General features: G+C 61.6%; 9 protein-coding genes. 1 reads left to right on the forward strand and 8 read right to left on the reverse strand.

Annotated features, from left to right (window positions below; all coding sequences use genetic code 11):
- Positions 1–1,353: 1,353 nt before the first annotated feature.
- The 8 genes from EWR20_RS00190 to EWR20_RS00225 all read right to left on the reverse strand — a co-directional run bounded on the left by EWR20_RS00190 (position 1,354) and on the right by EWR20_RS00225 (position 11,772).
- Positions 1,354–2,790: an MFS transporter gene (locus EWR20_RS00190; RefSeq protein ID WP_129358214.1), complete on the reverse strand. Its 1,437-nt coding sequence runs from the start codon at positions 2,788–2,790 to the stop codon at positions 1,354–1,356.
- 220 nt (positions 2,791–3,010) lie between these two features.
- Positions 3,011–4,225: an AI-2E family transporter gene (locus EWR20_RS00195; RefSeq protein ID WP_129358215.1), complete on the reverse strand. Its 1,215-nt coding sequence runs from the start codon at positions 4,223–4,225 to the stop codon at positions 3,011–3,013.
- A 126-nt stretch (positions 4,226–4,351) separates the two neighbouring features.
- A complete protein-coding gene (locus EWR20_RS00200; protein WP_129358216.1) occupies positions 4,352–5,719 on the reverse strand; it encodes an LLM class flavin-dependent oxidoreductase in 1,368 nt (455 codons plus the stop codon).
- A complete protein-coding gene (locus EWR20_RS00205) occupies positions 5,716–7,044 on the reverse strand; it encodes an MFS transporter (protein WP_129358217.1) in 1,329 nt (442 codons plus the stop codon). Before EWR20_RS00205 ends, EWR20_RS00200 begins: the two co-directional genes overlap by 4 nt.
- On the reverse strand, positions 7,041–8,324 hold the full coding sequence (locus tag EWR20_RS00210) for an acyl-CoA dehydrogenase family protein (RefSeq protein WP_129358218.1): 1,284 nt from the start codon (positions 8,322–8,324) through the stop codon (positions 7,041–7,043). Before EWR20_RS00210 ends, EWR20_RS00205 begins: the two co-directional genes overlap by 4 nt.
- A 358-nt stretch (positions 8,325–8,682) precedes the next feature.
- Positions 8,683–9,645: a beta-ketoacyl-ACP synthase III gene (locus EWR20_RS00215; RefSeq protein WP_129358219.1), complete on the reverse strand. Its 963-nt coding sequence runs from the start codon at positions 9,643–9,645 to the stop codon at positions 8,683–8,685.
- 52 nt (positions 9,646–9,697) lie between these two features.
- Positions 9,698–10,198 (reverse strand): FBP domain-containing protein, encoded by a 501-nt coding sequence (locus tag EWR20_RS00220; RefSeq protein ID WP_129358220.1) that lies wholly within the window; start codon positions 10,196–10,198, stop codon positions 9,698–9,700.
- A 260-nt stretch (positions 10,199–10,458) separates the two neighbouring features.
- On the reverse strand, positions 10,459–11,772 hold the full coding sequence (locus tag EWR20_RS00225) for an MFS transporter (protein WP_129358221.1): 1,314 nt from the start codon (positions 11,770–11,772) through the stop codon (positions 10,459–10,461).
- Between the two features lie 155 nt (positions 11,773–11,927).
- Between EWR20_RS00225 and EWR20_RS00230 the strand changes: the two genes are divergently transcribed.
- A complete protein-coding gene (locus tag EWR20_RS00230) occupies positions 11,928–12,488 on the forward strand; it encodes a cysteine hydrolase family protein (protein WP_129358222.1) in 561 nt (186 codons plus the stop codon).
- Positions 12,489–12,521: the final 33 nt, after the last annotated feature.

Raw genomic sequence — 12,521 nt, forward strand, 5'->3', positions numbered from 1 at the left:
GACTCTAAAGGGCTACTCCCCCGAGGTGGTAGGCCAGGTAGGCCGATGAGCTACCTGGACCGAAGAAATGGCCTGGCGATTGTTCCTTGTGACCCTGCACTATCTTGTTGTTCTGGTCATCCTTGGGCATATAGATGACTACACGGCCTGGGGGTGGCTCGCAGACTTTGCAAATTCAGCCCTCAATCCGTATGACCCCACCAAACAACTGTTCAAGACGTGGAAGTGGCGCCCAGGGGGTCCGGATTCTCCTCACCAGCAAGACAAGGGAAGTGAGTGGCGGTGAAGGTTGGCTTTGCCCGTGTCTCCACAAAGGCACAGCCTTGGAAGGAGTGGTCGTGACTGCAACAACCTGGGCCGATCAACAGGCTTACATTGGCCGGTCACTCGCTTCTGCCTCCTGCAACGCCCGCTGGGCGGTGCAGGAGGCAAAACGTGCACAGAGCTAGATACATCGTCGCCCGCGCGGTATATTGAAGGTGTCGTTCGTTGCCCGTCACGACAACATCGACCACTCAACAGAGTGTTATAAAGCGGGCCCGCCAGGCGGCCACCTGACGAACCCGCTGTCACTATGACTGGTGTTTAGACGAAATGCCTGAGCATCTCGAGTAGTGACACCAGCGAATCAGCAAGACCCCTGAGATCTTCTGGCTCTCCGAGTACTAATCCGAGAATCAGCCAGTAGACCGGGGGTTTTTGCTTTTCCGGTGGACTTTCCAGCTCACTCATAGCCGACCGCCTCCATCCCGGCCCTGATTACTCCCAGGCGTCATGCGAATCAGATGGCGGTTGACCGGGAGGTCACAGGACGCCTGAAAGGCGGCCACACACTATTTTATGGTTTTCGGGATGAGTCGGCAGAAGCGGTTCACCCCAAACGCACAAATGCGGATAACCTGCTTGCCACAGCGGTTTTTCCTCGGACGGGCTCGTAGCAGGTGTGCATCCCGCCAGCTAAGACCTACCAACTCCCGCAGAACCCGGATCGCCTGCATGAGAACCGCTTCACCATCACCGGCCAACAACGACGGACCGTTGACCCGCTAACTCACGGTCTACCGGGTCAGGTCTTTGACCTTTACTGTCTGCCGGTCGGTGGCGGCGATGCTGAGCGCCTGCACATTTTGAGCGAATCCGCCACCGGGCAGCTGACTATCGGCATGTAGACCGGGACCCGTGCTCGGTGGCAATGTCGTGGCCCGTGGCCGGAACGGTCGAAGGTTTGCTGGAATCTGGCGGGTATAACCGGGTTGCGCCGCACTGAGTCGAATACCTCTTGCAGAATTCACAGCAACATGCAGGGCCCGTCTGCTGTCTCAAGACCCCCGGTAATACGCCCGGTGCCGCTGTCTACTCGATGACCTTGGTCTTGGCCGAGCTGCTGGCATTCGAGCTTTCCGGGTCGACGCCGTCCTTACGTTCGAGCCGTACGACCTCGAGCGCCTCCGTGCGAGACATGTGCAGGTTGTCTATCTCTTCTAACGGACGCTTGGAAGTTTCCTTGGCCGTGAGCGCCACGGCTCCCACGCACAGGCACACCAGCAGCACAAAAAGCGCGGGCATGACCCAGTTGTTCATGTCGCTGCCGTTCAGTGCAGCGGCAATCACGGGCACGAACCCGCCGGAGATCGCAAAACCCACCTGAGTCCCGAGGGCCAAGCCCGTGGAACGGACGGGCGTCGGGAACATCTCCGCGTAGAAGGAAGGCCATGTCGCGTTGGAGAACGAGTAGAAACCACCGTGCACGAGGGCGCCGAAGAGGAACACCAATGGAATATTCGCTTCGGATACAGCCCAGAGGAACGGGAACATCATTCCCCCGGACAAGACAGCACCGAGAATGAACACCGGTTTGCGCCCGATTTTGTCCGAAACTATTGCCGACAACGGGATGACGAGCAACCCTACCGTGTTGGACACGACCGGAACCCAGAGCATGGTCGATCGAGCGATTCCGACCCCGTTGGTCGCATAGGAGATCGCCCAAACGGTAAAGGCCACGTTGACCGTGTTGACCAGCGCGCACACAGCCACGCGGATGATCGCGGCCTTGTGATAGCGGAAGGTGATCGCGAGCGGGGTCGATTGGTCCAAGACCGATTCGTTCTGTTCGTGCTTCTCGAAAGCCGGGGGCTCCTCGAGTTTCCGGCGAATCAAGTAGGCAGCGAGCACCACAAAGGCCGAAACCCAGAAAGGCACGCGCCAACCCCAGGCGAAAAGCTGATCTTCGCTCAGGAAAGCGGTGAAGGGAATGAAAACGGCCGTGGCCAGCAAGGATCCGGCCTGGGTTCCTTGAAGCGACCAGCTGGTGATCAGTCCTCGACTGCGGTCCTCGGAGTGTTCGAGGGACATCGAAATCGCGGACGCCTGTTCACCGGCCGCGGAGAGCCCTTGGATCACGCGACACAGGATCAGCAGGATCGGGGCCAGAATCCCCACGGAACCGTAGGTCGGCAGGCAACCGATGGCAAAAGTTGCGCCCCCAATGAGGAAAAGCGTCATCATCAACACGAATTTGCGGCCCAACCGGTCCGAAAGCGGCCCCATGATCAAAGCACCGAAGGGTCGGACAATGTAGGCCACCCCCGCCACGCCCATCGACTGGAGAACCGCCGCTGCCGCGTTGCCTTCTGGGAAAAAGATGTGGTTGAGCACGATGGCCGCCGCCGTCGCGTACACCGCGAAATCGTAGTATTCGAGAGCCGAACCGATCCAACCGGCGAGCGCCGCGCGTTTGGGAGATTTGGTCGGCAGGGCCGGCGTTTCCGCATCGCGTGGAGTGGACATGAGCCTACCTTCGTACCCGGTCGATTTTCTCCGCAGGGCCACGACTCTGTGAGTCACAGCGGAGCCGTTCTGTGCTTCCCACGGGAATCGTGAGGCGAACTCGAATCAGCGTAAGCGTGTCCCAGCGCACAAGTCGAACGAGTGTTCACTATACGAACCGTTCCCTGCGGAAACGAATGTACTGCGCTCCGCCCCGGGATGCCGCGCCGGACTTCACAGGTTACGGCGCCGCCGCGCCCTCCTCATTAGATCCGTCTTCCAAACTGTCCTGCCCCTTCGCGAGGTCGGACTCCCTGGAGGAAACGAACCGCGTGGATCGGAAAGCCTTGTAGCTGGCCCAACCCACCGCTGACATGGGCACGGCCAACAGTGCGCCCGCAACTCCGCCCTGATGTGCTCCGATCGCGAGCGCGCTGATGATCACGATGCCGTGCAGACTCAGTGCCGATCCCATGACCTTGGGTTGGAGAATGTGGTGCTCGATCTGGTTCACGAGGATCACGACGATGATCAGCACGATAGCGGCCGCCGGTCCGGCCGCCACGAGCGCAACCAGAGCCGCACAGGTACCGGTGACGAGGGCCCCGACGATAGGGATGAACGCGCTGAGAAAGATCAACGCTGCCAAGGGAAATGCGAGAGGTACGCCCATGACCAGCATCGCAATGAGATCCACGACCGCCGCGAACGCCGCAATGATCACGGTTCCGCGGATGTATCTGCCCAGAACGTGAACGCTTGCATGGCCGGCATCGTTGATCCTGGTCTTGAGCCGTGCCGGCACAAAACTCACGAGGAAAGCCCATATTCGGGGGCCGTCCAGCAAGAAAAAGAACAGCATCACGATCATCAGGAGCGCGCCCGCGACCAGCTGGGTGACCACGGAGACCCCTTCGACCGCGCTCGAGCCGGCGCTGTTGGACTCAAAGTATTGGCTGCCCTTGTGGAGATACTCCTGGATGTGGGTGTTGTCCAGCGGGACGCCCCATTCGGTCAGGATCGCAACGAGCTTACCGAAGCCTTCCTGCGTTTGGACTGCCAGATCCGACCATTCGTAGATCACAGTCATGACCACCGAGGAGATCACCGCGGCGAGCACCAGAACAATGCCCAGAAGGGCAGTGATCGCGGCCCAGATCCTGTTGAAGTGCGCCCGGCGCAGGATCCGGATGATCGGATGCATCGCCGAGGCGATGATGAGGGCAAGAAGAAGCGGCAAAGTCACAATCTTCAGGGTCACCACGAGGTACCCCAGAAGCGTCACGGCCCCGGCGATCAGCAGGATCTGCAGGGCGCGGATCGAGGCCCGACCGAATGAGTCCTTCCACAACTGACCGGGCAAAGGCGGCGCAGGAACACTGCCCCGAAAGTGTGGCTGGGTCTCCTCGGGTTCCTGGGGCGTTCTCGCCCGGTCCTCGATTGGTTTCCCCATCATGTACCTCAGTCCCTCAGTCCGATTCCCGGCGCCATCGCTCTTCAACGGCGAATCACATATTACGAGGGTCAGCCGGGTAATGGGAGACGACGAGGGGAAACCGTGTGAAGTTCGAGGCTTCTGCGGCTAGCCCTCGACTCGAAATGAGGCCCCGCGATGATCACCCGGCAGCCCGGGCCCGTTGCCGCCGATGCGCTCGCGAAGGGTCGTACCCGGCTCGGGTTCGTCCAGGAGACCGCGGCGCCGCAATTCCGGTGACACAAAGCGGGAGAAACGCTCCAGATCCGCGGGACGCACGGCCGCGGAGAGGTTGAATCCGTCCACGTCGGCCTCTTCGATCCACCGTTCGAGTTCATCGGCCACTGTTTCGGGGGAGCCGACGATCACGGGGCCGCGCCCTCCGATGGCGACGAATTCCGCGAGGTCTCTCACGGTCCATGTCTTGTTCGGGGACAGCGTCGTGAAGCTCGCGAGCGCCGATTGATTTGCGTCCGTGGTGACGTGTTCGATCTCGGAGTCCGGATCGGCTCCCGAGAGGTCGACGCCCGTCCAGCCTCCGAAGAGCGCGAGCGTGGCCTCAGTGTCAACGAGGTCCTTGTATTCTTCGAGCCGTTGTTCGGCCAGTTCGTCCGTCTCTGCGACGACGACGGTCGCCAGGCTGAAAATCTTGACGGAATCACGCGCACGGCCTCGAGCTTCCAGCTCGTCCCGCACCGCACTGGTCCATCCGCGCACGAGTTCGGGCGTGCCTCCGGAGAAGAAGATAGCCTCCGCGTGGTCCAGGGCGAATCTTTGGCCCCTCTTGGACGCGCCTGCTTGGAACAAGAACGGGGTGCCCTGCGGCCCGGGGTGAGCCAGGGCTACACCGGGGACCGAGAAGAACTTGCCTTCGTGTTCGATCGGACGCACCTGTTCCGGGTCCACGAAGACGTTCGCCTCGGGGTCCGCTTTCACCGCGTCGGGCCCGAAAGAACCCTCGAACAGCTTGTACATGACCTCCATGTATTCGTCTGCTCGATCGTAGCGCTCGTCGTGCGGGATCTGGCCGGCCATCCCCAAATTCTTGGCCGCGGAGTCCTGATAACTCGTCACGATATTCCAGGCGACGCGCCCGTCGGTGAAGTGATCCAACGTGCTCAGGGTCCGCGCCAAAAGGTAGGGCTGTTCATAGCTGACGGATGCCGTGACGCCGAAACCGAGATTCTCCGTTCGTTGGGCCATGGCGGTCACCACGACCAAGGGGTCGAGCAGAGGGTATTGCACCCCTCCGCGGGCGGTGGCATCCCCATTGCCGCCGTAGACGTCGTAAATGCCGGGGATATCGGCGAGGAAGAGGGATGCGAATCCGCCTTCCTCGAGGGTCCGGGCCAGATCCGTCCAGTAGGAAAGCTGGTCGAATTCCGAGATTCTGGATTCGGGGTGACGCCACAAGCCCGGCGTCTGGTGCACCGGGACCAGCATGTCGAAAGCGTTGATCAGAATAGGGCGGGTCATCGGTTCTCCTTGACAGTGGTTCGAACCGGGTCCACGGCCAGGAGGGCGGCGATCACGGAAAGAACCACGAGTACGGACAGATAGGTAGTAATGAGCCACGGGGTTTCTCCGCCCCAGGCGTAGAGGAGGGTCGCGGTGAACGGCATCAAACCGCCACCGATCAGCGTTCCCAGTTGATAGCCCATGCTGACGCCGGAGTAGCGCACCTCGACGGGGAACTGTTCGGCGAACCATGCGGCCTGAGGACCGTACACCGAGTCGTGAGCGAAGACGAGGCCCACAATGATGATCAAGGGCAGGATCGAGGTGTTACCGGCATCGGCCGCGAGGAATATGGCCCAACCGAAGACGCCGATAGCTATATACCCGGCGAGGGAAATGGGGCGGCGACCGACTTTGTCGGAGACCCACCCCCAAAACGGCCCGGAGAAGAGCCCTATCGCGGAGGCGATCATGACTGCGGTGAGCACCGGCCCCGAACCGCCCTGGGTGTCCTTGAGATACGTCAGCAAATACACCGTGACGAGGTAATAGATTCCGTTCTGAGCAACGCGCAGGAACGTCGTCACGGTCAGGGCCCGCGGGTATTTTTTGATCATGGTCCACACGGGAGCCTGTTCGACCTGTCCCGCGCCCTTGATATCCGTGAATTCCGCGGCATCCGAGACACCCAGGCGGATCCACAATGCCACGAGTACGAATACTCCCGAGGCGAGGAACGGCACGCGCCAGCCGAAGGAGGCAAATTGCTCGTCGGTGAAGATGCCCTGGACGATTGCGTAGAGCCCGGTGGCCAGCAGCATTCCTCCGGCCGAACCGATCTGCGTGAAGGAACCGAAGAAGCCGCGGAGGTGACCCGGAGCGTGCTCGACGCTCAGCAGCGCCGAGCCTCCCCACTCCGCGCCGGCGGACAACCCTTGGAGGATTCGAAGGGTCACGAGACCGATGGGCGCCCAGATACCGATGGTGTCGAAATTCGGCAGGAGACCGATCAGAAAAGAGGACAGCCCCATCGTCAGGAGCGAGACGACCAACAAGGCTTTGCGGCCGACCCTGTCACCGACGTGACCGGCGATGATTCCGCCGATGGGACGAGCCAGCACACCCACCGCGAGGGTAGCGAAGGAGGCGAGCAAGCTGATGAGCGGCGTCGAACCATGGAAATACTGATTGTTGAAGATGATCGCCGCGGCGATGCCGTAAAGGTAGAAGTCGTACCATTCGAGAGTGGTTCCGGCGAAGGCGCTCCCGAGGACGCGGATGGGACGAGAGCGGCGTGCAGTCGGCGGGTGCCCGGAAGGTGCTTCGACAGTCTGCTGGCTCACGGTTTCACCGTCTGGCTCTTGGTTGCATCCCCGATCGCGTTGAGACCCTCGGGAAGGGTTCCATTGATCCAGTAGTCACCGATCGCACGGGCACGGAATGCGATGGGATTGTGTGTTGCGACGGTCTGGGCGTTGCGCCAGTGTCGGTCCAGCCCTTTGGAGCGTGACGTCGCGGAGGCGCCTCCGGTGAGGAACAGTTCCTGCGCCGCGCCGAGAGCGAGTTCGGGAACGCTGACCTGCGCGTGCTCAACGGCAACCTCAGAAAAGGACAACGCCTCGGGAATGCGCTCGGGAAAGTCGGGGTCGTCCAGGAATTCGAACCTCGTCGCCCCGGCGGTTTCCGCGGCACGAATCCCCTCGTCGAGGATTCGGGCTGTCTGGGTCACGACCGATTCGGCGGTGAATGCCTTGGCGGCGATCCGTCCCGTCGCTTCCTGGATCAAGGGGTCTTCGCGAAATGGAAGTCCCGATCCGGTGTTGAATGTGCGGGCCCGTCGCGCAACCGAGCCGGCGGCGTCGTCGCGAGCGGCCCGGGCGATCCCCGCCATAACGGCCAAGAGAACGAGCTGAAAGAACGCGGCCTCGTGAACGGCTTCGGGCGAACCCGTAACGCGGTCCAGGAGGCCTGCTTCTTCGACCGCGACGTTCTCGAGCGTGGTGGTTCCCGTACCGGTGAGGCGCTGGCCGAATCCGTCCCAGTCGTCCGCGATTTTCACCCCTGGGGTATCAACGCGGACGACGGCGAAACGGCGCCCCTCCCCCTCGTCGAGGGAAGCCGAGACGCGCGTGTAATCCGAGAAGATGGTGCCGGTGGTGTAATACTTTTCTCCGTTCACACGCCATCCGTCTGCGGTGTTGGTGAGGCGGGTATTCAGCGAACCCAGCTGATTGCTTCCCCGCTCGGTAGAAGCATTGCCCACCGTCTCCCCCGAGAGAACGCGGGGATACCAGGCGTCCTGAATTGCTCGCGGCTGAAAACGCAGGGCTTCGACGAAGCCGTAGTGAGATCGGTAGACGTGTGCGACGTTTGCGTCTGCGGCGGCGAGGTCGACGAGGAGCCGGATGAAAGTTTCGATGCTGACACCGGGACCTCCGTGCTCCGCAGGGACTCGCAGCATGCTGAAGCCCGCGGCGTCGAGCTGTTCTATCTCGTCGAACGGAAGGCGCCGCTCAAGATCGCGCTGGAGGGACCCTTGCGCGATGCTCTCGAAGAGCGAGGCGAAATGTTTAGCCAAAGCCGGGTAATCGGTCGGAAGGTTTGCGGACAGTTTTTCGGTCATGGGGCCTCGATCCTTGGGACAAGCCGTTTAGATTGAGGCTAGGAGACACGACCCGCATGCGCAGAAGGTATTTCTCGCGGTTTCGGGTGTGACGCCGCATGTCGACTTCATGTCGTGATGAATCCGCAGTGTTACTCGGGTGCTTTCAGGACCCGCTTCGTTGCGTCCTCCCGCGTGTCAGCTGGTCGACCAACGGGGCCCGGCCGGCGGCTTTGCGGCCATCCACGTGGAGACTCCCGATGGCGTCGAACGAGGCCGCAACGAGTGCGGGATTCGTGGTGTACTCGGCCTCATTGCCCCGGATCCGATCCGCCACAAGGCATCACCGAACGGCCGACCAGGACGCCGAGCGACCGGCCTACTCGGGAAGTCTGACGACCTGACCGGCGAAGGCGAAGCCGCCGCCGAAGCCGAGGAGAAGAGCCATGCCTCCCCGCGGCAGGTCTCCTCGGTGCCAGTACTTGGAGAGGCCCAGGGGAACACTCGCCGCCGAGGTATTTCCGGACTCGATGACGTCCTTGATGACGATCTGCTCGTCCGTCGCCTTGAGCGCCTTGGCTAAGGGTTCGACCAGGCGGAGATTGGCCTGGTGGAAAGCGAAGACGTCGATGTCCTCCAGGCTCAACCCCGCGGCGTCGAGAACCTTGTGTGCCTGCTTGGCTGCGTCGGTGAAAGCCCATCGCATGACCTGGCGGCCGTCCTGGGTGAAGAACTCGGGGTCACCGTGAATGACCACTGCGTCTGCCATGGAAGGGACCGATCCCCAAATGGTCTGGCTGACCTGGGGCTCCTCGGACTTCTGCAGGACCACGGCCCCGGCGCCGTCGGCCGTCAGAATGCATGTCCGCCGGTCGGTCCAGTCGGTCACGGCACTGAGCTTTTCGGAGCCGATGACCAGCGCGGTCTCTGCACTTCCGGCGCGAATCGCCTGATCGGCTATACCCATCGCGTATTCGAAGCCTGAGCACGCAGTATTGACGTCCATGATGGCCGGGGCGGTGAAGCCAAGGCGCTGGCTCACGCGACCCGCCGTGTTGGGGCTTCGGTCCGTTGCGGTCGTGCTCGCCAGCACGACCAAATCGACATCATGAAGACCAGCGTCCTCGAGGGCCATCCGGGCGGCACCCACGGCGAGATCGGCCACGGACTCGTCCTCGGAGGCGATATGCCTTTCGACGATCCCGGTGCGGGACTGAATCCACTCGTCGCTCGTGTCGACCATCTTGGCGATGTCGAAATTCGTGAGGACCTTCTCAGGCTGGAAATGACCGAGACCGACGACCTTGGAGCCGTGCTGGGCAGAAGTGTGTGCAATGGGCATATTCAGAATCCTACTGCTTTCATAGCCCGTGCACGGCTCCTTGACCGACCGCCTAACTCATCTTTTCGGCGACGCGCTCGATCAAACCGGCGGCGTTCCGACGAGTGCGTTCGGAACGCTCTTCGGCGGTGAGAGTTTCTTCCATCTGACGCACCCCATCGGGCTTCTTCTTGCCCCAGGTGTAATCGGAACAGCGCAGATCGGAACAGATGTACGTGCCCACCGTGTTGTAGTGGTCCTTCTTGCCCTTGGCTCGCTGGATGGAGTACATCGAGACACCGCTGCCCGGATGAAGGGTCATGCAGAGCTGGCACATTTGCGCCCCGCCTCCGCTCTTCTGTGCGTTCCTGTGAAGGACAATACCTCGGAGGCCGGCCTCGGTTTCGGCAACGACATATGCGCTCTGCGGCGACTTCGGGTCGATCCAGCCGAGGAATATTTCGGAATCCCAGTCCGTCATAGCAAGGTCCTTCGGAACGTTGAGCCGCTGAGCGGCGCCCTTCGAACAATTGATGAAGCTCTTGCGGATTTCTGACTCAGTGTGTTGCTGCATGGTCAATACCCCATTGACGTGGTGGCGCGCAGACGTGTTCCCAGAACGGGCTGCGCGGAAATGTCTTGTGCACAATGCCTCGACGGCCGACTCGCGGCGGCTTCTCATCGGGCACAGGTCATCGCAGGTTGCGCCGTTATCCAGGCAGCAACCGGCAGGAACGGGGCTATCTGGTGTCGGCGGTCAATCCGCCGACAACCTCCTGACGCCTTGGGGCATCGTTACCTGAGCAAGTCACGTCCCCTTTTATACACCCCTGGTCAAGTCCGTGCCCGGCGGAGAGACCGATCGACCCAGGTCATCACGGCAAACAACGTCGCGAGGACGACCATGAACAGACCCAATTCGTGAAGTCCGGAGGTCGTAGCCTTCTGCCCGAAGAAGAAACCCGAGGCCGACGACGCCGCCATCGCGCCGAAATACATGAACGTTCGGAGCAGGCCCGCCGAAGCCCCGATTTTGTCTTCTCTTGCCTGGAAATAAACGGCATTCTGATTGGCCAAGCTCACCAGGCCCTGAGGTATCCCGAGGATCAGGGCAACGACTACGAGGAGCCATACGGGCGCGTCGTCGGCAAGGGTCATGATCAGGGCGCAGGCCACGATTTGGGCAAGTGCCCCGACCTTCAGTTTGAGACGAACTTCAGCGAAACGGCCGGTCAGCAAGGTCACGAGAATCCCGGTACCAAAGGTCGGCAGCAGGAGAAGTCCCGCGGTCGAGGCGGACAATCCACGTCCTTGCTCGAGCCACTGGGTGTATCCGTAGATAAACGCGTAGGAGACGGATTGCGCCAAGAAGGCCCTCACATAGGTCGCCATCAACGGTACGTTTCCGGCAAAGACGCGAACATCGATGAACGGCGCCCGACGTTTCATCTCCCACCAGGCGAAGGCCGCACCGAAGGCCACGGAGACCAACAGCAGCCAAGCCAGCGGCCAGGCAAGATTCATGAAGAACAGCAGTGCCGAGATGAGCGTGACCGAGAACAAGAGGATACCGGTCAGGTCGGTGTCCGTTGTGACATCCGAGTCGTCCGGTGAATCATGGGACGGGAGGAACAAGGCGCCGAGAACGAATGCCGCTGCACCCAGTACGACATTGATCGTCATGGTGCTGCGCCAGCCGCCGAGGCCGATCAAGGCGCCTCCGAGCGTCGGGCCGATGACCGAAATGACTTGGGTCGTAATCGTCAGCACCGAGAGCACGGCTGCCGGGGTTTCGATTCCGGTGCGATGAGATTCGTATTTGATCAGTCGCATCGCTGAGGGATACCCGGCGCATGTACCGAAGCCCAACACCACTCTGGCGACCATCAGGACCCAAATATTCGGTGCCAGTGCGCCAAGGATTCCAGCAACCGTCGTCAGGAACGCGCCGATGAGGAACAGGCGTTTGGACCCAAATTGGTCGATCAAGCTGCCCATCAGGGGTTGTCCGATGGCCGTCGCAACGTACAGCGCGGAAACGAGCCAGGCCGTTTCGGAGGCCGGCGCTCCCAGTGCGATGCCGATCGGCACCAGCGCCACAGCAATGATCGATGAGTTGATGGGGTTGAGGATGGCACCCAGCATCATGGGTGCGTAGAGTCGCCGGTCGAAGCGGTCCGGTGGGGGGTTTCGCCTGTCGGTCAGCGAATTCAAAATGGCATCAGCTTCTCAGCGCGGGGTGGACACTCGGCCAACCCCACTATAGTGCTTAGCAAAGCTATCTATGCCCCAGGAGGCCCGACATGACCACCAACACCCCCGTACTTCTTGCCATGGACTTCCAGAACGGCATCGCGGGCGCATTCGAGGGCACCGGTGTGCTCGAAAACGCGGCCCGCGCGGTCGACGCGGCTCGGACTGCGGGAATCCCGGTTCTCTGGGTTCGCGTCGCATTCCGTCCCGGCTATCCCGAAACCGTCAGCAGCCCTGCATTTTCGCGGATTGCCGAGGCCCGGGGCGATGCCATGACACAGGAGAACGCCGAAACCCAGATTCATCCGGCCCTGTTCCCGCGCGAGGACGAACCGGTTGTGCTCAAACGGCGCATCAGCGCCTTCAGCGGAAGCGATCTCGACATACTCCTCCGCGCAACAGAGGCCGACACGCTGGTTCTGTCCGGAATCGCGACCTCCGGCGTCGTACTCTCGACCCTCCGTCAGGCCGCAGACCTCGATTACCGGATCATTGTGCTGGAGGACGCGTGCGCGGATCGCGACGAAGAGGTGCACCGGGTTCTGACCCAGAAGGTCTTCCCGAGCCAGGCGGAGGTCCTTCCCGTCAACGATTGGGCCAACCAGCTCTGATCCTTCCCGGGATCCGCCGAACATTCGTCCGGG

Origin of the sequence: Rothia uropygioeca (assembly GCF_004136585.1) — a bacterium.
Taxonomy (GTDB): Bacteria; Actinomycetota; Actinomycetes; order Actinomycetales; family Micrococcaceae; genus Rothia.

Excerpts from the sequence above, each read along its gene's own strand:
- EWR20_RS00190 (WP_129358214.1), bottom strand. The coding sequence starts at position 2,790 with ATGTCCACTCCACGCGATGCGGAAACGCCGGCCCTGCCGACCAAATCT.
- EWR20_RS00195 (WP_129358215.1), bottom strand. The coding sequence starts at position 4,225 with ATGATGGGGAAACCAATCGAGGACCGGGCGAGAACGCCCCAGGAACCC.
- EWR20_RS00200 (WP_129358216.1), bottom strand. The coding sequence starts at position 5,719 with ATGACCCGCCCTATTCTGATCAACGCTTTCGACATGCTGGTCCCGGTG.
- EWR20_RS00210 (WP_129358218.1), bottom strand. The coding sequence starts at position 8,324 with ATGACCGAAAAACTGTCCGCAAACCTTCCGACCGATTACCCGGCTTTG.
- EWR20_RS00215 (WP_129358219.1), bottom strand. The coding sequence starts at position 9,645 with ATGCCCATTGCACACACTTCTGCCCAGCACGGCTCCAAGGTCGTCGGT.
- EWR20_RS00220 (WP_129358220.1), bottom strand. The coding sequence starts at position 10,198 with ATGCAGCAACACACTGAGTCAGAAATCCGCAAGAGCTTCATCAATTGT.
- EWR20_RS00225 (WP_129358221.1), bottom strand. The coding sequence starts at position 11,772 with ATGATGCTGGGTGCCATCCTCAACCCCATCAACTCATCGATCATTGCT.
- EWR20_RS00230 (WP_129358222.1), top strand. The coding sequence starts at position 11,928 with ATGACCACCAACACCCCCGTACTTCTTGCCATGGACTTCCAGAACGGC.